Source organism: Brevibacillus reuszeri, from assembly GCF_002897295.1.
Taxonomy (GTDB): Bacteria; Bacillota; Bacilli; order Brevibacillales; family Brevibacillaceae; genus Brevibacillus; species Brevibacillus reuszeri_A.
The window spans coordinates 274,348-300,297 of record NZ_BEXF01000007.1; the positions used below are offsets into that span (position 1 = coordinate 274,348).

The following is a 25,950-nucleotide window of genomic DNA, read 5'->3' on the forward strand; positions in this document are numbered from 1 at the left end:
CATTATATCAAAAAAGGAGTTTTCCGCCATCTCTTTTATATAAAGTGGAGTGTTCCTCCAACTTTCTAAAAAGGCGTGAACAAAACGTTGGCACATCTTCTAATACTCATGCAGCCTGTTCGCACTGCCGGATTCAGGACCAGATCGAGAGTCACGATCTCCCCGGCTTCTAATGTGACGGTTCCTATCCCCTCGCCAACGCCCAAAGCTCTGGCCACAACCAGATAATTACCCGGCTCCAGGTTGGCTGCGACGTAACGTCCCAGATTGTCCGTTTGAACAGTCGCTACGATTCTTACTGGCTGATTCAATGTCTGTACATACACAAGTGCCCCGGCAACCGGAAGTCCCGTCAATCCTGAACGGACTGTTCCGTGGATTCGGCCAGTCTGAGAGAGTTGAATGACGATTGCGGTCGTCTGGTTGGCGTTAACGACTAGCTCCACTTGCCCAGAGCCAATTCCTGGTATCGTCCCTACTGCGGTATACGTCCCAGGCGCCACATTGACAAAACGGAATGTGCCGTCCGGCTGTGCCAGGATGTTCTGCAATCGTATCCCATCTGCATTGATTAATGTCAGCTGAATATTGTTTCCGATCGCTTGGGTACCATCCGGCAGCAAGACAATCCCTGTTATATCTCCGACGATCGGCAACATTGAAATAGAAGCACCAGCTGTCTGCCCGCCGACAACGGAAACGGTGGTATAATGCGTGCCGAAGCCGTCTGCACTTGCCACGACATTATACAAACCTTGGGGCAGTCCCGTTATCAGGAAATTCCCGGCCTGATTTGTTACCGTATTGGTAATAAACATGCCATTGGAAAAGATTTGCACCGAAACAGCCGCTCCCGAGATCGGAAGCCCCGTCAGCTGATTGGTCACCTGTCCAGAAATATTACCCGGCAGTGCCGCCATCGATAGAACGACTCCGTTTATTGTCTGCCCTGCTGTAACAGTAATGCTTTGCATCGCTGTGGTGTAGCTCTCCTGACTCGCACTAATGATGTACGTTCCAGGCGGGAGATTGCCTACTGAATAATTCCCTAAGTCATCCGTGACCGCACTGCCGTACAAAGTGCCGTGCGCATCCTTCACCTGTACCACCGCGTTGGGAACGACTCCTCCTCCCGCTGCTTGCACCTGTCCCGTGATCGTAGCAGGGAATGGGTTTAGCCCGACATCAATCTCCGTGGTCTGCCCTGAGAAAATCGTCGCCCCGACAGGTGCAGTCGCGTAGCCCTGTTCGCTGATGGCCAGTGTATACGTCAAGGGAGCCAAGCCATCAATGACAAATTGCCCGAGTCCGTCCGTAATCGTCCGAGCGAGTAAATTGTTTGTGGAAGGGAAAAAGATGAGAACCTCTGCCCCAACCAATGGGGTTCCATCCAGACTGTCCCTGACGACGCCCTGCAACCTTCCCGGATTTGGATCAAGCGGGATGTTGATGGTTGCTGTTCCTCCAGCGGCTACAGCAAAAGAGACACTCTTCCTTTGATAGTTTTCGTTTCTTGCCAAAAGCGTGTAGTTTCCTTCCGTAAAGCCGTTGATCAGGTACACTCCCTGTATGTCTGTCTGGATAGAAAACAGAATTGTATTATTGTTGTCCAGCAGACGGACGAGGGTGTTGGCAAGAGGCGTAGCAACCAAGGAGTCGCTGACTTGACCGGTCACACCCGCTGGCAAGCTCGGCAAGGAAAAGTCGAGACCGGTCAGTCCTCCCTGTACAACCAGAACGGTAGACGCTTCTGCGGCATACCCCGCAGCATTCGCAATGAGCGTATAGCTGCCTGCAGTAAGGCCACTTGCCACGTACTGTCCTTGTGAATCGGCGAGCAGGATCGTCAGGATGGTCCCAGATGGGCTTCCTTGACGGACGGTTATCGTAGCGCCAGCTATCGGCATGCCCGAATTTTCCTCTCGCACTGTGCCCGCTATTGCGCCGGGCAAGTCTTGGAGCGCAAAGCTTAATGTAGAAGCACTGCCAGACTGTATGATTGCTCCGGCAGCATCGCTTGCATATCCGGAAGCATTTACGTTAACGGTGTATCCTCCGGGGGCCAGCCTATTTACGTAATAGTTGCCCATGGCGTCCGTCACTAAAGTCGCCACAGGCGCCCGTGTGTTATCGTAGACGATGATCGTTGCTCCTACGATCGGCAAGCCTGTTTCAAGATCAATCACAGTCCCTGACAAGCTGCCAGGATTCGGGATAAGCGCAGTCTGGAAGCTTGCCGTTTGTCCCCCTGACAAAATGACAGACTGCGATGCAGATGAAAAGTTTGGAGCGGTTACCGTTACGTTTACCACGCCAGGAGGTAGTTTTTCGGCAAGAAAAACACCTTGATCATCGGTAAGAAGCGTAGAAAGCCGTGCACCTTGGGCGTTTGTAATCAGAACACTGCTTCCAGGAATGCCGAGTCCTGTCATTTGATTGGTTACCTGACCAGAGATGGCAGCAGGCAAATCAGCCAACGTAACTGTCGTCGTTGCCGTCGCTCCTGCTGTTATCGCAACACCAATGCTCCCCACTCCGTAGCCTGGCGCGGAAGCGAGGATGGTGTACACCCCAGGAGCGACGTTTGAAAAGAAAAAACCGCCTGATTCATTCGCAAGTAAGCTTTGAAGAACCGATTGATTGCTATCAACCAGCTTGACGTTTATTTGGCCTCCGGTAGCGGGCTGTCCCGAGCTGTTAATAACGCTGCCAGCAATAGCCCCGGGCATTGACAGGAGTGCAACGCTGGCTCCCGTCGTCTGTTGACTTGCTACATTGACCCCGACAGTCTGAGCAGAATAGGTAGGAGCGCTTATCGTGACGGTATATGCTCCCGGAGTGATATTTCCAATCAGATAATTCCCCGCCTGGTCGGTACTTGCCGAAGCGACTACATTTCCGTCCAAGGCGGAACGAATCAGCACAACAGCCCCTGAGATTGGGGTTCCCGGACTATTCGCATCTGTCACCTGACCGCTTATTCCTCCCGCATCTGCTGAGAGGGTAAAATCAATCCCCGTTTTGACATCCCCTGGTCCAAGCGTAGCACCAATCGTAGCAGCGACAAAACCGGGGGCATTCGCTGCCACGATGAAGGAGCCGACAGGCAGATGGCCGATCGTATAGACCCCAGCTGTGTCAGTCGCTCCAAAGCCCAGTGTCGTCTCATGCAAATCCATGATACGCACAACGGCAGTGGCGATCGGCTGCATGCTGGCATCACGTACTGTTCCCGAAATGCTTGCCGGATTTGGCGCGAGTGTCATCGTCACACTGGTGGTCTGTCCAGCCACTACGATTGCACCGGTGGATTGCACAGCATAACCAGGTGCGGATGCGGTCAAGACATAGGAACCCGGCGGCAATCCTTCAAATAGAAATGCCCCGTTCCCATCGGCAATGACAGAGCCAATCAATAAGTTATTGATGTCGAACAACTGGATAGTAGTACTTGCAACTATAGGCCCTATTGTTCCAACGACTGCTCCGACTGCTTGGGATAGTTGTAGCTGGACCGGAGTTGCTGCATTAGGCAATACGATTGCTCCTGCTTGATTCGTTTGAAAGCCAGCAGCTGAGGCGGTGACAATATATTGTCCCCCAGCTAGCCCCATGATCGCGAAATTCCCTTGACTGTCGCTGTTGACTGATTTGATCACGAAGCCATTGGCATCAAGCACTTTGATTTGCGCCCCGGCGATAGGCTGCAGTGTTCCGGCTCCAACTACTTGCCCGTAAATTTCACCTGGACTTGAAAACAACGAAAGTGTGACGGGCGTGTTGGCATTTGCAAGTACGATAGCCGTAGCGCTGTTCGTTTGATAGGTAGCCGCGTTTGCCGTAATCGTGTATACCCCTGGCGAAAGGCCTGTAATCTGATAATTTCCTGCGAGATCGCTCAATGCCTGGGCGACGATAGCTCCTGCACCATTCAAGACACTAACCTCTACGGAAGCGCCAATGATTGGCAGTCCCGATGTCCCGTCAAGAATTGTCCCTGAAAGACTCCCCGGCAGGTCTGCAAGCTGCGCGTTCACCGTAGTTACGGCAAGGGGACTGACAATCGCACCTGTTAAGCTGGTTGCTTTGTTGGGAGCCGACACGATAACAACGTAGTTTTTTGGCAGCAGGTTAAAAATTGCGTATTGACCATTGCCGTCTGTAAGCACCGTAGCTACTACCGGACCGGATGCTGTGTTCTCTCTGATGGTAATAACTGCTCCCTGGATCGGCTGGTTCGCACTGTCTGTGACCTGACCTGTTATGGAGCCTGGTGAAGCTTGCAGCACAAAGTTCAGCAGTGATATTGTCTGGGGCATGACGACCGTCCCGAGCACCGACGTCGAATAGTCCTGGGCCGATGCAGTAACGGTATAAGAATACGGTGCCAAGTGAGGAAAGGAAAAAGTTCCCGCACTATCCGTTATCGCCTGCGCTACGGGCACGGTACCCTTTGATACGATGACAGCTGCCCCAACAATCGGATTCCCTGACGTATCTGTGACACTCCCGTTCAGTACCCCCGCCAGTTTATCCAATGAAAGATCAACCTGGGTAACAGTCGCTGGCGCAATATCAAACCCGATTGTCTTCCCTGCGTATCCCTCCGCTGCAACTGAGAGAACATAGGTTGTCGGCCCAAGCAAGGATAACGAATAGTCCCCGTTCGCATCAGTTGTCGTCTCTGCAACAGGAAGCCCATCGCGAGTCAAAACCTTGACGCTTGCACCCGGAATGTCGTCTCCTGTTTGTGCATCCGAGATCGTCCCGCTCACAGTGCCAAACGCTGCTGTCAGACTGTAGTTCAGAATTTTGACATCCCCCGGCTGCAAGCTGATTCCTGCCAGCTGTGTGGAATACCCCGCAGCGCTGACGCGAATCTGGTAGACGCCTTGGGCCAGCTTATTCAACACATACGACCCGGCCCCGTCTGTTGTTGTTTCCGTCAGGAGAATCCCGGTCTGATTCAATACTTCCACGAGTGCCCCTGGGATCGGCACATTGCCAGGCCCGGTTACCTGACCTGAAAGCTGAGCCAGAGCCGTTTGCAAAACGACATTTTGTGTTGTCGTCTGGGCCCGAATCACACTGATTGCAGCTGTTGCTGGCTGATACGTATCCGCACTCACGGCGATTGTGTAAGCGCCTGGCACGACATTCAGGAATTGATAGACTCCCCCCGCCCCGGTAACCACCTGATTGACGGTGACACCTGACGTATTGATGAGTTTTACAACCGCCCCTGCAATCGGAGACAGGGAAGCATCCGTAACAGTCCCCGTCACTTGCCCTGGACTTTGCGGTAGTAAAATATCTGCACGCGTTGTCTGGCCAGCTACTACCGTAACAAATTGTATTTTCGGATCGTAAGTGGACGCAGTGACCGAGACGGAATAGACCCCAGGTGCCAATCCCGTAAAGGAATAGGCTCCATCAACGTTTGTAGTCGTCGTACCGATCAGGACCGGAGTCAAGTCGTACAGCTCTACCTGTGCACCCGCAACAGGCAAATTCGTGGATTGGTCAAGAACAACACCAGCAACGCTGCCAGCTGGGCTCACCGTGATATCCAAGGTGTCCGAAAGCGGAGTAAGCGTGCCTCCCGAGTAGCTATCAACCCCTGAAGCTGTCGCAGTATTCAATCGCCGCGTTCCGGTCGGTGAAGTCGTAAATATCCCGCTTACTGTAAAAGACAAGCTCGCTAGCGCTGCCACAGGAAGATTGCCTATAGTCCAGCTGAGGGTTTTCGTTAGCGAATTATAGCTCACAGTGCCGCTGCTCACCGTATTTACGGCAAAAGCCGTAACCTGATCAAGCTGGAGCAAGTCTTGAACCGTGACCACATTCGCCTGACTTTTTCCCGTATTTGCAACTGCGATCGTACCGGTCCACTGCGCCACCTGTCCGGTGATGACGCTGCCAGGTCCAGAAGTCAGCTGCTTGTCGATAGCCAGACTGGCCCGAACATCTCCCACCGCTACCATACTCACGTTACTCAATGAATTGACAAAGCTGAACCCTTCGCTCGTCCGCAAAGAATCCTTGTTGTAGTTATTATCATTCGTAGACGTAAACGGCAAGAATCGTAGGGTGGTAAGGGAGGTAACGGATAGCGTGGAAAAAAAAGCAGCTGCAGGAACGATACAGTCTATGAAGTAATCGGGATTGCCACTAAAATTGGAGCCGTCATTGGTGAGCCGTACGCGAGCCGTATCAAAATTGATAATCGGCAACTGCCAGTTCGGTGCTCCACTGCCGTTTGTTCCCTCAGCCTGATCCGTCCATGAATCGAATTCGACGATCGTGTTTTGTATCAAGGCAATGCGATTGCGCAGCCCTTGCACGCCCAGCATCCATTGGTACGTACCCGCTACACCGTTTGTATTGATCAAAAATCCCCAGGCAAAATTTTGGAAGCCGTTTTTTTGTGTATTTCGTGGATCCTCGTTGACTCGCAATCGAAAGTATAAATTGGTTCCGTCATACGCCAAATACGCTCCAGGAAAAGTAGCGTTTCCCACCAAATCGACAGAACCCGGACTTTCGTCATTAGGAACGTCTCCGTATGGACTCCCCCCTAATGTAAAAGCGACAAACTGATTATCAGAAGGATAGGCCATCTGTGCTCACCTCTCGTCTCTAACATATGTGCTCGTAAGGGTATAGCACTGTGTCATCGTCCAATTTGGGCTTATCAGCGCGAGTCCACCATCGAAAAAAGGCTTTCGCCTGCAAGATTACCTTGCCTACGAAAGCCTTTCTGCTTTACTAACCTTATGCAAACACACGGTAGCCCAGCATGATCACGAGCACCATGACCACGAGTGCACCGATGAAGAATCCGATACTGCCTTCGTTTCTACGGGCACGTCCCAAAGACATTTCCATCAAGCCGAATAGGACGATGGCGAGTATCCCTTTGACATAGTAGTAGAAATCGCTCGTATGATACTGGAAAAGCAGCCAAGCACCGGAAACCAGAATGATAACGATCATGAGTCTGAGCAGCATATGTACGATTTTTCCTGCTTTTGCTTTTCCCAAACGATACAAGATATAGCCTACGATCAACAGGACAAACGCAACTTCCCAACCTCCGACATGCGCTTCCTTCAACGCGTTGTAAGGCATCATTTCAACCCCTTTTTCCTCATTAAATAGCCTATCCAAGCCATTATAACAGAAGTGTCGGAAAAAAGCAGATGTCCAAATACGTGGCAGTATTGTGACAGGAGCACGTATTATTTCGGACTGCTCAGGAGGAGAGAAAAAGGAGAAAAGGCTCCAGGTTCTTGGGCCACTTTCTGGGGTTTTGACTGTCCGGTTCCAAAGACCTTCGCTTTTCTCCTTTTTTCTCTCACCAGCCACTAGTGGTCCCCCTGTCTTACTTTTTAAAACAAAAAAAGACCGCACATGGCGTGCAGTCTTTTCACTCTAGCATTCTATCTCAGCAAAAATCCGTCTGACAGCGGATCGGTCGGATCAACGACGAATTGGTGCAAGCCTGTGATGAACGCCTTTCCCTCTATACTTGGGACGATAGCTGGGTAATTGCCTACTTGTGTCGTCTCGATCACCGTACCGATAAATTGACTACCTACAATTCCTTCGTGGACGAACTTCTCGCCAATCGCAAGCTTGCCTCTTGCGTATAAAGTAGCGAGGCGAGCAGCGGTACCTGTGCCGCATGGCGAGCGATCGATTTGTTTATCAGCAAAAATCGTGACGTTGCGCAAATCGGAGCCTTGTTTTCTCGGCTCATCTGATATGATGACGCCGTAGATTCCGACCAGCTCTGGCTCCAATGGATGTACGACCTCCAGCTTTGCCTCGATCTGTTCCTTGATGCGCGCTCCCCACTCCTGTAGCGCGGGTAGCTGCTCAATCTCTACCTGCACGCCTATATCCTCAGCATGCACGACCGCGTAAAAGGCTCCGCCAAAAGCGATGTCGACGTGAAAGGCTTTTCCTTCCCACTCGATCGGGACATCCTTGGCAAATACAAAGGACGGCACATTTTCAAACGAGACGGATTTGACCTGCGTTCCTTCTGTATGGGCACGAGCGAGGATGCGGCCAGCGGGACTGTCGATGACAATGTCCTCATCCGGCGCTGTTGCCTGCATGATCCCTGTTTCAATTGCTGCTGTGACTACCGCAATGATCCCGTGACCACACATTGTGCTATAGCCTTCGTTATGCATAAAGAGCACGCCAAATGCCGCATCCGGGCTAACCGGGGCCGTCATGATGCACCCGTACATCCCATGGTGTCCCCGCGGCTCATACATGAGCACGCGTCTGATGGTATCAAGGTTCTCACGAAAATAACGCCGCTTCTCCAAAATCGTCTCGCCCTTGAGCGGTGGTATTCCCCCTGTAATAATCCGCAGCGGCTCCCCACCAGTATGAGCGTCAATGGTCGTAAATAACTGATTGATCTGCATCGTATACTCACCTCTACCAGGTTGCTTTACCTACCAGGCATATTTGATGGCGCAGGTCTTGATTTCGCTGTAGAACTCAAGAGCCGCCTGGCCTTGCTCCCTTGTATGGGAGCTGGACAGCTTCATCCCGCCAAATGGCGCCTGGTATTCCACGCCTGCGGTTTCCTGATTGACGCGAACCATTCCAGCCTGCGCGAGATCAAGGAACCGATGTGCACTTGCCAAATCACGCGTAAACAGCGAGGCACTGAGTCCATACACGGTCTGATTGCACAACTCAATCGCTTGATCAAAATTGTCAGCAGCAAGCATGACAGCAAGCGGTCCAAACACTTCCTCCTGAACGAGGGCATGGTTGGCAGCTACACCTTCTACAATCTTGGGACGGATGAAGTAGCCCTGATCCGCTGCGTCTACAGCTGGACTTTCAGCGACGAGACGTGCTTGCTCACTTGCCAGGGAAATGTATTTGTTTACCGTCTCATATTGCGCCGCTGAAGCAACTGGACCCAGGTATGCCGCAGGATCACTGGCTTCGCCAACCCGGCACGCCGCCATCGCTGTCTGCAATCGCTCCACCAGTGGCTGATAGATTGCCTTCTCCACAATAATCCGGCTCGTTGCCGTGCATTTTTGTCCCGCTGAACGAAAAGCTCCACTCAACAGGATCGGTACGGTTTTATCCAAGTCAGCATCTGCCAAAACGACTGCGGCATTTTTTCCGCCCATTTCGGTCTGATACTTGATATTGCGTCCCGCACAAGCCACTGCGATTTGTTTGCCAGTATCCGATGATCCTGTAAAGCTGACTGCATCGATATCCGCCTCTGCTGTCAGGACGTTTCCAATCTCGCGCCCTTTTCCGATCACGAGATTCAATACCCCAGCCGGCAGCTTGGTCTCAGCAAAAATCTCTGCCAATCTCGTCGCTGTAAGCGAGCCGTTTTCAGCTGGCTTCCAGATGACCGTGTTGCCGCAGATCAGTGCCGGAGCGATTTTCCAGATCGGGATTGCAACGGGAAAATTCCATGGTGTGATGACCGCTACGACCCCAAGAGGCACGCGACGGCTGTATTGCAGGACATTCGTATCGGCTGACGGAATCAAATTTCCGTTGGTGCGCATCCCTTCACCCGCGTAGTAGCGCAGCAAATTGACGCCTCGCATGACTTCCCCGCGCATTTCGCCTATTTGCTTGCCCATTTCCCGGCTAGCCAGACTGGCCAGATCATCTGCATGCTTTTCCAATACGGAAGCCATCTGAAATAAAATCTCACCACGCGCGGCACCCGTCAGCTCTGCCCAAGACTTTTGCGCTGCTCTTGCCGCCTGCTGGGCTGCGAGTACATGGGAGCGGTCAGATAGATGCAGCACCCCAACCTCTTCCGTTAGACGCGACGGATTTTTGACCGTCACTTCCTTGCCAGACGGCGTAATCCATTCGCCGCCGATCCAGTTTTTGCTTTGCATCCTCGCCTGACCTCCTTATCGACTGCTTGCGGCACCAACTGCATAGTCAAACGCTTTTTTAATATCCGCGTAGTATTCTTCTGTCAGTGGGAGACGTGGCGGTCTTGTGGGCCCAACCGGGAAGTTCGCCAGCTCCATCATGTATTTAATCGACTGGACAAGCTGTGGGCTCGCGTCGAAGTGGAACAATGGCAATAGTCTGCGGTACAGCGCTTGGGCTTGCTTCAGATTACCTTCTCTCGCCAGACGGAACAGCTCTACGCCCTCTTTTGGCAGTGCATTCGGTACGCCGGAAATCCAGCCAGTAGCCCCAACCAATGCACCTTCCATCGCCAAGTCGTCAACACCGACCATGACCTCCAAATCGGACATCGCCAAAATATCCTGTATGCGGCGTACATCTCCTGTAAATTCTTTGACCGCTACGATGTTTTCCATTTTGGACAAGCGAGCCAAAATATCCGGTGTCAAATCAATTTTGTAGTCATGCGGGTTGTTGTACGCGATAATTGGCAGGCCGACTGTATTGAGTGCTTCGTAGTGAGCAAATACTTCATTTTCCAGTGGCTTGTAGTTGATTGGCGGCAGAGCCATGACTCCAGCTGCGCCTGCGTCCTTGGAAAATTGGACCCATTCGACTGCCTGACGGGTAGAAGGAGCTGCAGAACCGACAACAACAGGCACGCGACCTTTTGCCGCTGCAATTACAGTGTTAATTACCTTGGCCCGCTCTTCTCCTGTCATCGTTGCGTATTCACCGAGCGAGCCAGACGGAACGAGCCCGTCAATTCCTTCTTGAATGAGCCATTCGCACAGCTCGGTAAGACGCTTGTAATCTACCTCGTGATCCTCTGTAAAAGGGGTAACCAGTGCTACATAAACGCCATCAAATCGTCCCATTGTTCATTCTCCTCTCGTTCTTTTCCTATGTTTTTTGGTAAATTTATTAATGGTCGGTTGCCTCCGGGATGAGCAGGAAGCCATTTGCCAGCTCATCATCCGGATTGTAAAAAATCGTATGCTTGCCCATCAGCCACGCAGAGCCAGCAATCCGTGTCACCACAGCAGTCAGGCCACCTTCTTTGGTCTCCTCCAGCACCTTTCCTGTAAACAGTGAGCCGACGATGCTCTCATGAACAAACGATTCATTCAAGCCGATTTCTCTTTTTGCATACAGGGTCGCAAGCTTGGCAGAGGTTCCGGTTCCGCATGGTGAACGATCGATGCCGCCAGGAGGGACGACGACTGTATTTTTCACATGGGCATCAGCATGATTGGGAGCCGTATAAAACTCCACATGGGTCAACCCACGAATGAATGGCTTTTCCGGGTGAACGACCTCTACTTCTTGATTGATTGCCTTGCGGATGCGAACAGCCGTATCGACGATCGCAGAAGCATTGGAAGGGATTAGCTCAAGCCCTAGCTTACGTGCATCGGTAATTGCGTAAAAATTACCTCCGTAGGCGATATCGCAGGTGACTCGCCCCAAGCCCTCCACCTCTACACTTACATCCTGCTTGTAGAGAAATGCCGGGATGTTGGTAAACGATACCTCGCCTGCCTTGCCACCTGCTACCTGAATCTCCACCTCTACCAGCCCTGCTGGCGTATCGAGCTTGAGCTTGGTCACAGGCTCTATTACGGGAACCAGCCCTGTCTCAATCAGTGCCGTACACAGACCGATCGTATCGTGCCCACACATCGGCAAATAACCGCCTGTTTCAATGTAGATGACACCGACATCTGCATCCGGATGGCACGGCTCCACGATTAGAGCACCCGACATGACATCGTGTCCGCGCGGCTCGTACATGAGGAGCGTGCGTATCCAATCGTACTCCGCTTTCATGTGGAGCATCTTGTCTGCCATCGTCTCCCCTTCCAGCTTGGGTAATCCACTGATCACCGTGCGTGTGGGATTCCCTCCGGTATGTGTATCGACCGTAGAAAACACCCTGCTTGCTTTCATGGATGCAACACCCCTTTTTTCGTAAAGCGGTCATGTCTGAGTGGCGTGAGTGGGATACTCGTTTCACTTGCTTCCGTCAGCATTTCCGCCATCACTTTGCCTGTAACAGCTGCCAGGCTGATTCCATCTCCCTCATGCCCCGCCGCAATAAAATAGCCCGGAATCTCCTCTACACGAGAAATAATCGGCAGATGATCCTCAGTCCATGGTCTCAGTCCGCAATAGGTGCGGATGATGGCAAAGTCCGCAATCTTTGGATAAAAGCGCAGTGCTCTGCGGGCCATGCACCTTACAACGTTCAGATCCACTCGTGTATCGAAGCCGACAAACTGCCGACTGGAGCCGATGAGGAAATTTTGACTCTCTGTCGGTTCAAACACCAACGCCACACCGTACTTTTCCGTCTCTTCATCAACCCGGCGCTGACCTCCGAACTTGGAAATCAGATAACCAAACTCCATCACCTTGCGTATCCCGACAGGCATCTGTCTCGAAGCGACGATCAGGTGACCTTTGCGCGGGAGAATGGGAATATCCAGCCCTACCATCTGACCGATATACGGTGCCCAGACGCCAGCCGCATTCACGACCTGCCTCGCCGTTACTTGGCCAGCTCCTGTCTCCAAACGAAAGATACCTGTTGCCTGATCGCGTTTGAGCGACTTTACCTCGGTACGCTGCATGATCCGTGCGCCATACTTTTTCGCCCCCTCAAACAGGGCAAATGTAAGCATGTACGGATTCACCGTAGAATCTGTAGCGCACTCCAATCCGCCCAGCAAATCGTCAGAAAAATAAGGCGACTCCTGCCTGATATCCGAGCGATCCAGCATCCGAAATGGCAGCCCCGCTTCTTTTTGCCGCCTCACCCACTCGTTTGCCGCCTCCATCTCTGCTTCTGTTTCACAGACGAGAATACTCCCAGGCGCTCGATACTCAAACGAGTGATCCAATTCATGGCTCAGCTCATCAACAAGCATCTGACTTTTTAGCGACATCTGACTGTCGAACCCCGGGTCCTTGTCGATCGCCAGAATGTTGCCGTCACAGCGAGAGGATGTGCCCGATGCAAGCTCGCCCTTTTCCAGCACGATAACATCAAGACCAGCCTTGGCAGCGTAATAGGCAATCGCTCCGCCGATGATTCCTCCACCGATCACGGCTACCTGGGCGTGGATTTTGGTTTGTACAGTCATGGTTGATTCTCCTCAAAAGCGTAGTGTCGGTTTTCACGCTATTCTTTCATTGCAAGCAGTATGCCAACCACTTTTCTCACTTTTTTTCTAACGAATTGTCTAAAATATTTTACAACTCAGATGTTGAATGTATAATTAATGAGAAAGTGTTTACTTTTTTATACACTCTTAAAAAGGGATGGTTGGGTTGAAACACAAACTGCCTGCTTTGACCGAATTCATGCAGACGAACATGCTGATTTCCCGCTATCACGAGCATTTCTTCATTCATCAGCACGAAACTGATGTTCCTGTGTTTGTCGAAGACACAAGCGGCTGGCACATTGCCCGCTCCTCGCAGTTATCTGCACAGATACCCATTAATCTCGCGCTGCCCCCCTGGGGAAAAACGACCGCCATCCATGCCGATCTCCCTATGTCCCAGGCTATTTCCTTACTCAGTGAATATTCCTATCTCTTGATCGTAAAAGAAGCGCCACAGCCGATCGGCTATCTCGAGCGTTCTCGCGTCCTGCAGGCTGTATTTGAGTCCTACGAGGTTCTTGAAGCGTATTTTGAAACGATGATCAAGACGATGGATGCGTCTATTTCCGTCATTGATGAGCAGGCCCGCGTCATGGTCTGGACAGAAGGAGCCGAAAGCATTTTTTCCTTGAAGCAAAAAGACATCATCGGCAAGCCAATTACAGATTTCTTCCCTTTGGAGATGCTCGAAACGATTCAATCCTTGAAAAGCGGACATTCCCTCTATCGTCATCAGCATCAACCCAGAGAGGATCTCGTCGTTTTGATTAATACCAACCCTATTTACCTGCATGACAAGATCATTGGTGCTGTCGCTGCCGAAACAGACATTACCAGTCAGGTCAGACTCAATCAGGAGCTGCTTAACGCCAACAAAAAGGTCAATCACCTCCAACAGGAAATGGCCAAGCTGAGTCCGTCTGCAGATCCCTTTCAGCAAATCAAAGGAACCAGTCTCGCCATCCGACAAATCAAATCGATGATCCAAAAGCTGAATGCCACGGAAGCTACAGTACTGATCCTTGGCGAAAGCGGTGTCGGCAAGGAGCTGTTTGCCAAAGCCGTGCATGATGTTCGTGAGGGTGCCAATGCGCCATTCGTCGCCATCAACTGTGGCGCGATCTCGCCGACCTTGTTTGAAAGTGAGCTGTTCGGTTATGAAAAGGGTGCCTTCTCCGGGGCCGATCAAAAAGGCAAAAAAGGAATGATCGAGCTTGCTCGCGGAGGCACACTCTTTCTGGATGAAGTAGGCGAAATGCCGCTCGATATGCAGGTGAAGCTCCTGCGCGTTTTACAGGAAAGAAAGTATTATCCAGTAGGTGGAACCAAGCAGATTGAGGCTGATTTTCGAGTCGTGGCTGCGACCAATAAAAATCTGGAGGACTTGGTGAAGGAAGGGAAATTTCGCGAGGATCTGTACTACCGTCTCAATGTCGTGACGTTAAAGATTCCTCCGCTACGTCAGCGCATTGAGGATACGATTGAGCTGGCGCACTTTTTCCTCTATGAATTTTCTCTGCGCTACAACCGACCTGTCCATGCGATCTCACAAAACGTCATGCAGAACCTGCTCCAGTATGACTGGCCAGGCAACATTCGCGAGCTGCGAAATGCGATAGAAAGACTGGTCGTTTTTGCAACAGATGGAGTTATAAAAGAAGAAGACCTGCCGTATTCGCTGCAAGGACAGCCCAAAGCCTCTCCGATCGAATTGCCGAATGACCTGATCTCCTTGCAAGAAGAGCTGGAGGCACATGAACGCCGCGTCATTTTGCGGGCGATTGAGCTGGAAAACGGCAACAAGCAGGCTGCCGCCAAGCGATTGGGCATTTCACGTGCTACCCTGTACAACAAATTAAATAAGTAATCTTTGCACAGGGGAAAATAAGGGCTGTCGATCATTCTCGACAGCCTGACAGCTCGGCTAAGGGCACGTTTTTCTTTCTTTGCGAGAAAAAAACAAGAGAAGGCGACGACGTACAAAGCGGTAATCACATCCGCTTTTCGGGGGTAGGACCTCAGACAAAATACGGACCAATTCCATGGTTGATTCCTCCTTTGTCGTTTGACAGCAGCCTTCCTGTTTCTTACGCTCCGAGATAAGCCTTGACGATGGATTCGTCCCCGCGCAGTACCTCTGCCGTGTTTTCCATGACGATTCGCCCGGTTTCGAGGACATAGCCGCGGTGCGCAAGCCGAAGTGCTGCCTTGGCATTTTGCTCGATCAAAAGGATCGTCGTGCCCTGCTTGTTAATTTCTCTGATGATATGCATAATCTCCTGCACAATAATCGGGGCAAGTCCCATGGAAGGCTCATCGAGCATCAGTAATTTGGGACGCGCCATCAAGCCCCGACAAATCGCCAGCATCTGCTGCTCTCCGCCACTGAGTGTTCCTCCCAATTGTGTGCTCCGTTCCTTTAAGCGAGGAAACATGGAAAACGCTTGTTCAATCCCGGCCGCTATCACATCTTTCTTTTTCTTTTGCGTGAATCCGCCCAGCTCTAGATTTTCGCGGACGGTCAAGCCGGCAAAAATCCGCCGTCCTTCTGGCACATGAATGATTCCTTCCTCGACGATCTGATGAGCAGGCAAACCGACGATGCTTTTTCCGTTCAGCAAAATATCTCCTTTGCCTGGACGAACAAGCCCGGAGATCGTTTTGAGTGTCGTGCTCTTCCCTGCTCCATTGCTCCCTAAAAGTGCCACAATCTCCCCTTGGCGAACTTCCAGACTAATTCCTTTCAACGCTTCGATTTTTCCATAGAACGAATGAACGCTGTCGATTGTCAAAAGTGTACTCACATCGCCTCCTCCTCCTTACCCAGATAGGCCTCCACGACGCGGGGATGATTCAGGACTTCAGCAGGAGCTCCCTCGGCAATTTTTTGTCCATAGTCGAGGACGATCACATTTTCGGAGATTTTATGAATTAGGCCCATATCATGTTCGATAATGAGGACTGTCAGCTCGTACTTCTGGCGGATGCGATTGATGAGCTCAATCAGACTCTCTTTTTCCTCATAGTTCAACCCCGCTGCTGGCTCATCCAGCAACAGGACACGTGGCTTTGTTGCCAATGCCCTCGCAATTTCCAGATAGCGCTGCTCCCCGTACGGCAAATTTTTCGCGATGCGGTAACGGGAAGCCTCCATCCCGACAAACGCCAGACAATCGCGTGCCACTTCTTCTATGAGCCGCTCTTCCTTTTTCTGTGCTGGCGTATGCCACAGCGCTCCCCAGACCGTTTGCTTCGTTCGACTGTGCATGCCTGACTTCACATTGTCCAGTACAGTCAAATTGGGAAACAGGCGCAGGTTTTGAAAGGTGCGTGCCAAGCCTCGCTGTGTGATTTGGCTTGGCTTCTTCCCGACAAGATTTTCATTGCCCAGCATGATTTGACCCGCTGTTGGACGATAAAAACCGGTAATCATGTTAAAAACGGACGTCTTACCTGCGCCATTCGGTCCGATGATACTCGTAATCGAGCCAGCAGGAATCTCAAATGACAGATCGCTGACAGCCGTGAGACCGCCAAATTTAAGCGTTACATTTTTCACTGTCAAGCTGGACATCTCTGTCACTCCCTTCTGTCCTTACCGCATCAGCTTCATGCGCCGTATCCTTACCTGTTTCGTAGCGCGCGGGCCACAAGCCTTGTGGTCGAAAGAGCATCATCGCCACTAAAGCGACACCGAAAATCAGATAGCGCCAGTCTTCTACTGACCGCAGCAGCTCCGGCAGCGCGATGACCAGTACCGCACCCAGCACTACACCCGGAATACTGCCCAGGCCACCGAGCACAACCGCGAGCAAGATCATAATCGATTGAGTGAAGCTAAAGCTGAGTGGAGCAATCGCGCTCATTTTTACCGCAAAGACAGAGCCTCCCAGGCTGCCGATGACGGCTCCGATCGAATACGCCAGCAGCTTCATCTTGATCCGATTGATTCCCATCGCCTCTGCTGCGTCCTCGTCCTCGCGAATGTACATCCAGGCTCTGCCGATTCTTGAGGAGCCAAGCCTTTTCACCGCAAGAACAGCCAGAATGGCAATGATCAGGATCAGATAGTAAAAGTCCATTTGACCTGCCAGCACATAGCTGCCGATAGAAGGACGAGGAATCCCGTATATGCCCGAGGCAGAGCCCGTGATATCGAGATTGATCGCCAGTATGCGGATAATTTCTCCAAAGCCCAAGGTCACAATCGCCAAATAATCACTACGCAGGCGAAGCGTCGGTGCTCCGATGATGACGCCAACTACTGCCGCGATTACCATCGAGACGGGTAGCGTCATCCAGAACGACCATTGATACACGGTCATCAAAATCCCTGTCGTATACGCTCCGACCGCAAAAAAAGCGGCATAGCCCAAATCAAGAAGTCCAGCAAAGCCGACGACCACATTCAGTCCTTGTGCCAAAACGATATAAAACAAGGCAAGAGTCGCTACATCGAGCCAATAGTTGTTGGTGAGAAACGGAAGGCAGCATGCCACGACGAGCAATAGGATAATGGAGAGCTTTTTTCCGAGTGGGTTCATCCGCTACATCCTCTCCGTTACTTTTTCGCCCATGATGCCCGTTGGCTTCAGCACCAGGATCAAAATCAGGAGGGAAAAGGCAACAACATCCTTCCACGATCCGCCAAAAAGGAATGTTCCTGCCGTCTCCATCATGCCAAGCAGCAGCCCGCCCAGCATGGCGCCAGGTATACTGCCGATTCCTCCCAGGACGGCTGCCGTAAACGCTTTGAGTCCGATAATAAAGCCCATCATAAAATTGACCGTTCCGTAATACGCGCCTGCCATCGTCCCGGCGCCTGCTGCCAGCGAAGCTCCAATAAAAAAGGTCAGGGCGATCACCTTGTGTACGTTGATTCCCATCAAATGACAAGCTGTCTGATCGTGAGCGATTGCTCTCATCGCTTTTCCATAGAGAGTTCTGCTAATGAACAGGTGCAAGCCCAGCATCAGCAGCGCAGAGATGATAACCAGTCCGATTTGGGTATACGTAATGTGCGCTCCGAATACCTCCCACCCATCATGTGACAGCTGGAGCGGATACACCTGATACTGCGCTCCCCAAAACAGCATCGAGCCATTTTCTAGAAAAAGGGATACGCCAATCGCCGTAATCAGGATGGAGAGACGCGGGGCGAGCAGAAGTGGCCGATAAGCCACCCGCTCGATCCCCATTCCGATTGCTCCGACAATTACCATCGTCAAAAATAGCACGACAATGATTCCCATCAAGCCAGCACCCGATCCATTTCCACTCACAACACTAAGCAGCGTATACCCGACAAATGCACCGAGCATGTATAGATCACCGTGCGCGAAATTAAGCAGCTTGATAATCCCAAAAACCATCGTATACCCTAAGGCAATCAAGCTATAAAAAGCACCGATCACCAACCCATCAGCGAGAGTCTGGACCAAAATATCCATGCATTCACCTCTTTCCTCTTTTCATGGACAAAGCCCTCCGCTGCTACTTCGCCAGCGTAAACTTGCCACCCGCCACTTTTAATACGGCAAAGTTTGAAGTGTCCAAGGTGTTTTGTGCATTAAAGGAAATGGTTTGGCCCAGTGCTTTGAAGTCTTTCGTCTCTTTGATCGCTTTCTTGAGCGCATCACGGTCTGTAGAATTGGCTCTTTTCAAAGCATCTGCGAGAAGATTTACGGCATTGTAGCTAAGTGCAGAAAACGGTCCGGGCGCCAGATTGTTGTAGGTCGCTTTGTACTCCGTGGTGAAGGCTTCGGCGCCCTCGATAAACTCAGCGGTCGGAGTAGCCGTAATCAGCAGCCCTTCAGCGTTTTCTGCGCCCGCGATTTTAATGACATCCTCGCTAAATGATCCATCTCCTACGAAGAAGAGACCGGAGACGCCTTTTTGCTTGAACTGCTTGACCATCAAACCGCCTGCCGCATAATAGCCGGTGAAATAAGTCGCTTCGGGTCCAATACCTTTAAGCTTGGTGACCAATGCACTGAAATCTTTTTCTTCGGGGTTAATGGCTTCATAAGCGACGACCGTTCCTCCTGATTTCTCGACAGCTGTCTTGGCAAAATCAGCAAGGTCTTTGGCATACGCAGAATTGTCGTGAACAAGAGCTACCTTTTTCGCCTGATTCGCGGCCATGTAGTCAGCGGCTGTCTGTGCCTGGTCAGGGGTCAAACCATTAATTAAAAACAGGGTGTCATAGCCTTGGGCAGGCAATTTGGCTGAATTCGCTGCAGGAACAATCATCGGGATATTGGCATTTTTGAAGACACCGGATGAAGGCAGTGTTGCTCCCGAGCAGTAGCCACCTACCACCGCTACTACGTTTTGCGATACCAGCTTGTTGGCAGCAGTCGTAGCCATTTGGGGATCGCAGCCATCATCTGCCACTTCAATCTTCAGTTTTTTACCGAGAACACCGCCAGCATCATTCACTTTTTTGACTGCCATCTCAATCGCGTTTTGCATGTCTTTTCCATCGGTCGCATTGTTCCCCGTTACAGGTAGAAGCACCCCGACCAAAATCTCATCTCCGCCCGCAGAGCCTGAGCCTGAAGACTGTCCTTGATTTGCACATCCTGCTACAGCCAGTGAGAATGTTAACATCGTTGCAACAATCGCACTTCCCCATTTTTTCATAGCCCTTCCCCCGTTCGACTATTATTCGATGGATGCCCATTTCCAGTCGATCGCACCCAAACCGTCCTGGAAGACTCCTTTTACCTTGTCATTTTTCACCCATGTATGTGTATAGAAATAGATAGGCATGATCGGCATCTCGTCCATCATGATTTGTTCGGCTTCACGCAGGATTGCCTTGCGCTTCTCTGGATCGCCCTCTGTGGCTGACTGATTCAACAGCTCCTTGAACTTCGGATTCTCCCAGCGCGTATCGTTGTTTCCTCCGTTTTTCTCTTTGAACAGCTCCAGGAAGTTGATCGGATCGTTGAAATCACCAGACCAGCCCAGGCGGCCTACCTGATAGTTGCCTTCGTGCATGGTTTCGAGGTATACCTTCCATTCCTGATTTTCCAGCTTCACTTCTACGCCGAGGTTTTTGCGCCATTGATCCTGGATGGCCTCAGCAATTTTTTTATGTCCTTCGGAAGTGTTATACACAAGCGTCACTGCTGGAAGCTTGCTAATCCCCAGCTCGCTCATGCCTTCTTCCAGCATCTTTTTAGCCGTTTCTTGGTCATTGTCTTTGAAGTAGCCATCCGGATTGAGTGCCATCGTAGGGGGAACAGCTGCCATGGCTGGCTGTTGATTTGCTTGGAGTACGTTATCGATCAGGATTTGACGATTGATCGAGTAGGCAAACGCTTTACGTATTTTCACATTGTTGAACGGAGGTTTTTCTGTATTGAATTTATACCAATACGTGGCACCAACTGGTTTTACTTGTAGTTTGCCACTGTCCTTTAAGGCAGGCATAGCGTCCGTAGGCAAAGAACTCATCGGAGATCCTGCCCAATCGATCTCTCCATTTTCAAACATGGACAGCTCTGTGTTCTCATCCTCTACCATTGAGAACTCGATTTTGTCCAGCTTGACGCTATCCTTGTCCCAGTAATTATCATTTTTTACCAAAACCATTTTGCTCTTATGATCCCAAACTTCCATCTTATACGGTCCGTTACCCAAATGAGTTTTGGCATCTCCTGCCCAGTTTGGAGTAGATTCAACTACCTTTTTATTTACCGGGAAATAAGTTTGGAAGGCCGTCAGCTCCAGGAAAAACGGAGTGGGATTCTCAAGCTCTACTTTTAATGTCTTGTCATCTACTGCCTTTACACCAACATCGTCCAGCTTTGCTTCACTTTTATTGGCTTTTTCCGCATTTTTGATGTAATAGAGCTGGTAAGCGTAGTTGGACGCTGTTTTCGGATCAAGTGCACGCTTCCACGCATATTCAAAATCATGCGCAGTAACTAGTTCACCATTGCTCCACTTGGAATCACGCAGAGTGAATGTATACGTTTTCAAATCGCTGGAAACGTCGATTTTTTCGGCAACTGCTTCCTCTGGCTTACCAGATGGTCCGATACGTGTCAGACCGTCAAAAACTGCCTTGGTAATAGCCGCTGAGGTCGTGTCTTCTGCCAAGCCCGGATCACCTGTAGGTGGCTCGGAGTGAAGATTCCAGCGCAACACCTGTGGTTCCTTTGGCTTTTCTGCTGGTGCAGGCTGTGTTGCTGACTGTGCTTGCGTTTGGCCTTGCTGCGACTGATCTGCTGGTTTGGCCGCTGGCTGTCCCCCACATCCTGCAAGCGCCGCTCCCAGAACGGCAACACTGCTGATAAGGGCAAAAATACTTCGTTTCAAACGATCAACCCCTCATTCTCTAAAGTGATTTAATTTTTACAAAATACTGAAAATGCAAGAGGTGTGCCAAATGGAAAAGAGAGGGATCATACTATTGCGCACCGTTATATGTATCGTTTTTTAGACACACACGACTATATGTGTTTTAAATATTAGACAAATTATGTTTTATACTAAAAAAGATAAGCCCTTGACCACTTCCATGATCAAGGGCTTCTTAGCTTCTTTGTTTACAGGGTATTACAGGATAATCAAGTCGCGCGCGGCACTCGTCAGTACACGATTTCCTTCTGCTGTTACGACGATATCGTCCTCGATTCGCACACCACCTACATCCGGGATGTAAATCCCTGGCTCAACCGTCAAGACCATACCTTCTTGAATGATCAGTTCGCAGCGTGTGGACATGAACGGCTCTTCATGGATATCCAAGCCTACTCCGTGACCCATTCCGTGACCAAATCGCTCCCCAAAGCCTTGCTGGGTAATGTAATCTCTGGCAAACGCATCTGCTTCTTTGCCCGTAATACCAGGGCGAATCCCTGCTACTGCCCGATTGCGCGCTTCCAAAACGATACCATAAATCGCTTTTAATTGATCGGAAGGCTCCCCTACTGCTACAGTTCGCGTAATGTCTGAACGGTAGCCTTGGTACAGAGCACCGTAATCCATCGTTACCATATCCCCGGTCTCGATGAGTTTATCGCTTGCTACCCCATGTGGCAGGGCAGAACGATGACCAGAGGCAATGATGATATCAAAGGCGGAGCCGGATGCTCCCTGCTTTCGCATGAATATTTCCAATTCATTAGACACATCGAGCTCACTGATACCTGGACGCAAAAACGAAGTAATATGTGTAAATGCTGCGTCTGCAATTTCAGCAGCCTTCTGGATCTTGGCTAGCTCGTCAGCAGTCTTGATCATCCGCAAGCCTTCTACTACTCCTGAAGTAGGAACGAGCTCGATTTGTTCCTTAGCTGCGTTTGCATAGCTGCGGTGCAGAGCATACGTTACGTTCGTTTCCTCAAAGGCCAGTGTCTTGATCCCCATTTCATCAGCAAGGCGAACTACCTCTGAATAAACAGATTCCTTTGTCGGCAAAAAAACGATCTCAAAATCTGTTGCCTGTGCAGCTGCTTGAGCTGTGTAACGAAAATCAGTCAGCAGCTTTGCTTGATCACTGGAGATGAGTAGGACGCCATATGTACCCGTAAAATTGCTTAAATAACGGCGGTTTTGCGCATTCGTAATTAGGATGCCGTCCACTCCCATTGATGTGAATTGTTGGCGAAGGCGATTCACTTTCTCCATCTTTGTCATTCCTTTCGCATGCTTTTTATACTCCAAAAGAAAATCTAGCAATACCTATGCCATTAATCGTACTCGCCTCATCGAGCTGCTGCAATTCTTTTCGATTCGAATATAGGCAGAATGCTGGCACGACATTTGCATTTTCAATGGTACGCAAACAAAAAGGAGGGCTTTCACATGGACTCGCATCAGCTCATTGTCTGCCGTTGTGAAGAAGTAACGCTGGCTGATCTACTGGAGACCGCTCAAGCCTATCAATGTACGGCGCGTGAATTAAAATTGAGAACACGTGCTGGTATGGGCTGCTGCGGTGGACGTACTTGCCGTACATTCATTGATCAGATCATCGAACAAACAACCGGCCAAGTGCCATCACATACTGTACCACTTGGATACCAGCCACCTGTTCGTCCCATCTCGTTTACGACTCTCGGAGGTAGATCGTCATGAGCCAACGCATTTTGAACCACCCCGTCCTAGGGTCTTTACATCAGGGAAAATTGGTGCATTTTACTTTTAATGAAACTAGCTATACCGCTTATGAGGGAGAGACAATTGCTGCTGCCCTGTTGGCCTCGGGTGTCCGTTCTCTGCGCGTACATGAAGAAAAGGGAACGCCACGGGGAATCTACTGCAACATTGGTCATTGCTATGAGTGCCGTGTAACCGTGAACGGTGTCCCAACTGTGCGTGCATGTATGACTTTAGTCCAGGACGGAATGGACGTAACGGCTGGAATCGTATTGCCTACCCCTTTGAAAAAAGGAGGCGTAGGACATGATTGACGTACTCATCATTGGCGCAGGACCTGCAGGCTTGTCAGCCGCAATCGCTTGTGCAAGACATGGTTTATCCGTTCGGGTGGTAGATGAATTTTATCGATCAGGAGGACGGTTGCTAGGACAGCTGCATCAAGAGCCGAATGGAACTTGGTGGAATGGGATCGCCGAAGCAGCAAGATTAGATCAAGAGGCAAGGTCATTCGGCGTTGAGATAAACTGCGGCATTTCTGTCTACAATGTGACTCGTACAGCAGACGGTTGGGTGGTTTCTACTACAGATGGAGAGATAGCAACCCCGTTGCTGCTCATCGCTACAGGTGCTTCGGAGACTGCTGTTCCTGTACCTGGCTGGACGCTGCCTGGGAGCATGTCCATCGGGGCAGCACAGGTGATGACAAATGTCCAGCGCGTACGGGTCGGTCAGCGCGGAGTCGTCATCGGCGTGAATATTTTATCTGTTGCCATCGCCCGGGAGCTGCAGCTGGCGGGAATAAAAGTGGATCGAATGATTCTGCCTCCGCACTCTGTCCTTACGGGAAATGCAGGGCAGCCTGAAGCCGTTATGCGCTCTCTTTTGCGGGTGGCCCACCTGGCTCCCTCTCCGTTGATTCGCTTTGGGAGTCAGCTCATGAATGGCAACTGGATGCAGCGTCTTGGCGTTTCCTTGTATCCGTCCAAAGGTTTTTCCATGTGGGGGATTCCGATCCAGCTCCGTACAGCCGCACTCGAGATAGTCGGCAACGAGCAGGTAGAAGGAGTCCGAATCGCACGCATTACGCCAGACGGTCAGCCTATCTCCGGAACCGAGGAGTTGATTCCTGCTGATTTTGTCTGTATCGCAGGCGGTTTGAGCCCGCTTGCTGAATTGGCTGCTATCGCGGGTTGTCCATTTGCTTATGTGCCTTCTTTAGGTGGGCATGTACCGATTCACGATGAAAGAATGAGAACACCGCTGCCCGGGCTTTTTGTCGCGGGCAACATCACCGGAATTGAAAGCGCAAAGGTAGCAATAGCCCAAGGAACTTTAGCGGGACTATCCATTTCATCTACGCACGGCGCGCTGACAGACCAGAGTCTTCTTCAGGAAGCGATTCGCCAAGTCGAGCATGTGCGTCAAAACGCAACGATCCAATTTCATCCTGAAATCAGGGCTGGCCGAGCGTTGGTTGGGCAAATGGCGACTGCATGTATGGAAAAATAGCGCTACGCTAATCGACACAAAAAAGGGGGCTTACGGCTGCGGCTTCTGTCAGCGCGTAAGCTCCCCCTCCTTTTGCATTTGCACATAATGCTCAACCATTTCTGGATAGGCTGCTATTTCGTTTTTTCCTGCATCGGTCACTGCATACACGCCCCGTTTCACCTTTTCAAACCATCCATAATAGTTTTTGGTTAGAATGGATAACGTTTTATCTCCGGTTCCCATTTGCCGCAGTGATTTCGGTGACATCGGTCCATTTTGTTGAAGCAGACTGGCAATCTGGATGCAGCTTTGCTTGTAGGCTGTCATGATCTTTGTTTGATGGCTGCCGCCTACATTGTAATCCCCGTACCGTCCCTTTATTTCAGCAATGATTTTATTCCTGCTTCGATGATTTTGCCGCATGCTTTTTTGCCGATCAAATGGACCCGGAGTTATTTTTACCTCCATGGTTGCTTTGTTTTTGGAAAAGGAGACAAGGATCAAGCCCAGCTCCAATCGTCGGATCATATGCGCAATATCATGCCACTTTTTGGAGAACAAGCTGTATTTGGGCTGCGGGATTGCCACGTAGACCTGATCCGTTAATCGCTGTCTTTTCGTTGCCTGGATGAGTAGCTCCATATTCAAATTGAGCTTGCATTCGACGATTACGAGCTCCTCTTCTTTGATCGCTGCCACGTCGCAATGCTTGACCTCCCCAAAAACCTCGTAGCCTTGCTTGACAAAATGTGTACGAATCGGCTCGTACAAATCTACTTCATAGCGCTTCTCTGTTTTTGTTCTCATTTTTGCTTTCGCTTTCGTTTTTATCACGAGCAAATCTCCTTGGACGCATTTGAATCAAAATTCCATCATTTGATGCCCGATTCCTTCATTCCTATGAATTCGTATACGTTCAGAAAAAAGAGCCAATCCATAGGATTGACTCTCGCTTATTCTCATTCCTTGAAAACTGGATCTGCATGCTTGCTAAGAGTGTGTGGATAAGTCCTCGACCGATTAGTATTCGTCAGCTCCACGTGTTACCACGCTTCCACACCGAACCTATCAACCTCATCGTCTATGAGGGGTCTTACCAACTTACGCTGTGGGAAGTCTCATCTTGGAGGGGGCTTCACGCTTAGATGCTTTCAGCGCTTATCCCTTCCGCACATAGCTACCCAGCTGTGCCACTGGCGTGACAACTGGTGCACCAGCGGTGCGTCCATCC

At 50.7% G+C, this 25,950-nt stretch carries 20 protein-coding genes and 1 rRNA gene; 4 read left to right on the forward strand and 17 right to left on the reverse strand.

The window, feature by feature from the left end; genetic code table 11:
* Positions 1-65: 65 nt before the first annotated feature.
* From C3B52_RS14075 to C3B52_RS14105, 7 genes are all read right to left on the reverse strand, one after another.
* The gene (locus C3B52_RS14075) at positions 66-6,620 is read right to left on the reverse strand and encodes a carboxypeptidase regulatory-like domain-containing protein (protein WP_103106714.1); all 6,555 of its coding nucleotides are present in this window, start codon (positions 6,618-6,620) and stop codon (positions 66-68) included.
* A 154-nt stretch (positions 6,621-6,774) separates the two neighbouring features.
* Complete coding sequence (locus C3B52_RS14080; protein ID WP_103106770.1) at positions 6,775-7,131, reverse strand: YisL family protein; 357 nt, start codon at positions 7,129-7,131, stop codon at positions 6,775-6,777.
* Between the two features lie 311 nt (positions 7,132-7,442).
* Entirely contained in the window at positions 7,443-8,447 is a 1,005-nt protein-coding gene (locus C3B52_RS14085) for a proline racemase family protein (RefSeq protein ID WP_103106715.1), read from the reverse strand.
* A gap of 30 nt (positions 8,448-8,477) precedes the next feature.
* Complete coding sequence (locus C3B52_RS14090; RefSeq protein ID WP_103106716.1) at positions 8,478-9,917, reverse strand: aldehyde dehydrogenase family protein; 1,440 nt, start codon at positions 9,915-9,917, stop codon at positions 8,478-8,480.
* Between the two features lie 15 nt (positions 9,918-9,932).
* Entirely contained in the window at positions 9,933-10,817 is an 885-nt protein-coding gene (locus C3B52_RS14095) for a dihydrodipicolinate synthase family protein (protein ID WP_103106717.1), read from the reverse strand.
* 46 nt (positions 10,818-10,863) lie between these two features.
* A complete protein-coding gene (locus tag C3B52_RS14100) occupies positions 10,864-11,889 on the reverse strand; it encodes a 4-hydroxyproline epimerase (RefSeq protein ID WP_103106718.1) in 1,026 nt (341 codons plus the stop codon).
* On the reverse strand, positions 11,886-13,085 hold the full coding sequence (locus tag C3B52_RS14105; RefSeq protein WP_103106719.1) for an NAD(P)/FAD-dependent oxidoreductase: 1,200 nt from the start codon (positions 13,083-13,085) through the stop codon (positions 11,886-11,888). The genes C3B52_RS14100 and C3B52_RS14105 overlap by 4 nt, the downstream gene beginning before the upstream one ends.
* 178 nt (positions 13,086-13,263) lie before the next feature.
* On the opposite strand from C3B52_RS14105, the gene C3B52_RS14110 reads away from it, so the two are divergent.
* A complete protein-coding gene (locus tag C3B52_RS14110) occupies positions 13,264-14,976 on the forward strand; it encodes a sigma-54 interaction domain-containing protein (protein ID WP_373419726.1) in 1,713 nt (570 codons plus the stop codon).
* 220 nt (positions 14,977-15,196) lie between these two features.
* Here the strand turns inward: C3B52_RS14110 and C3B52_RS14115 are convergent, their stop codons facing one another.
* The 8 genes from C3B52_RS14115 to C3B52_RS37785 all read right to left on the reverse strand — a co-directional run bounded on the left by C3B52_RS14115 (position 15,197) and on the right by C3B52_RS37785 (position 22,911).
* A complete protein-coding gene (locus C3B52_RS14115) occupies positions 15,197-15,913 on the reverse strand; it encodes an ABC transporter ATP-binding protein (protein ID WP_103106722.1) in 717 nt (238 codons plus the stop codon).
* Entirely contained in the window at positions 15,910-16,683 is a 774-nt protein-coding gene (locus C3B52_RS14120; RefSeq protein WP_103106724.1) for an ABC transporter ATP-binding protein, read from the reverse strand. The genes C3B52_RS14115 and C3B52_RS14120 overlap by 4 nt, the downstream gene beginning before the upstream one ends.
* Positions 16,649-17,653, reverse strand: a complete 1,005-nt coding sequence (locus C3B52_RS14125) for a branched-chain amino acid ABC transporter permease (protein WP_103106725.1) — start codon at positions 17,651-17,653, stop codon at positions 16,649-16,651. The genes C3B52_RS14120 and C3B52_RS14125 overlap by 35 nt, the downstream gene beginning before the upstream one ends.
* A 3-nt stretch (positions 17,654-17,656) precedes the next feature.
* Positions 17,657-18,559 (reverse strand): branched-chain amino acid ABC transporter permease, encoded by a 903-nt coding sequence (locus C3B52_RS14130; RefSeq protein ID WP_103106727.1) that lies wholly within the window; start codon positions 18,557-18,559, stop codon positions 17,657-17,659.
* Positions 18,560-18,602: 43 nt separating this feature from the next.
* Positions 18,603-19,754 carry a branched-chain amino acid ABC transporter substrate-binding protein gene (locus tag C3B52_RS14135; RefSeq protein WP_103106729.1) on the reverse strand — a complete coding sequence of 384 codons (1,152 nt, stop codon included), beginning with the start codon at positions 19,752-19,754 and terminating at the stop codon, positions 18,603-18,605.
* A 21-nt stretch (positions 19,755-19,775) separates the two neighbouring features.
* Positions 19,776-21,440: a peptide ABC transporter substrate-binding protein gene (locus C3B52_RS14140; RefSeq protein WP_103106731.1), complete on the reverse strand. Its 1,665-nt coding sequence runs from the start codon at positions 21,438-21,440 to the stop codon at positions 19,776-19,778.
* Between the two features lie 240 nt (positions 21,441-21,680).
* Positions 21,681-22,754, reverse strand: a complete 1,074-nt coding sequence (locus C3B52_RS14145) for a M24 family metallopeptidase (RefSeq protein WP_103106772.1) — start codon at positions 22,752-22,754, stop codon at positions 21,681-21,683.
* A 25-nt stretch (positions 22,755-22,779) separates the two neighbouring features.
* A complete protein-coding gene (locus C3B52_RS37785; protein WP_268811887.1) occupies positions 22,780-22,911 on the reverse strand; it encodes a hypothetical protein in 132 nt (43 codons plus the stop codon).
* A 20-nt stretch (positions 22,912-22,931) separates the two neighbouring features.
* Between C3B52_RS37785 and C3B52_RS14150 the strand changes: the two genes are divergently transcribed.
* From C3B52_RS14150 to C3B52_RS14160, 3 genes are read left to right on the forward strand one after another with little or no spacing between them, the layout of a single operon-like run.
* Positions 22,932-23,204: a (2Fe-2S)-binding protein gene (locus C3B52_RS14150; protein ID WP_103106733.1), complete on the forward strand. Its 273-nt coding sequence runs from the start codon at positions 22,932-22,934 to the stop codon at positions 23,202-23,204.
* Entirely contained in the window at positions 23,201-23,539 is a 339-nt protein-coding gene (locus C3B52_RS14155; RefSeq protein ID WP_103106735.1) for a (2Fe-2S)-binding protein, read from the forward strand. The genes C3B52_RS14150 and C3B52_RS14155 overlap by 4 nt, the downstream gene beginning before the upstream one ends.
* On the forward strand, positions 23,532-24,737 hold the full coding sequence (locus C3B52_RS14160; RefSeq protein ID WP_103106737.1) for an NAD(P)/FAD-dependent oxidoreductase: 1,206 nt from the start codon (positions 23,532-23,534) through the stop codon (positions 24,735-24,737). Before C3B52_RS14155 ends, C3B52_RS14160 begins: the two co-directional genes overlap by 8 nt.
* Positions 24,738-24,785: 48 nt before the next feature.
* On the opposite strand, the gene C3B52_RS14165 is transcribed toward C3B52_RS14160, so the two are convergent.
* Positions 24,786-25,526 (reverse strand): DUF2161 domain-containing phosphodiesterase, encoded by a 741-nt coding sequence (locus C3B52_RS14165; RefSeq protein WP_103106774.1) that lies wholly within the window; start codon positions 25,524-25,526, stop codon positions 24,786-24,788.
* A 193-nt stretch (positions 25,527-25,719) separates the two neighbouring features.
* Positions 25,720-25,950, reverse strand: a 23S ribosomal RNA gene (locus tag C3B52_RS14170); the annotation flags it as partial.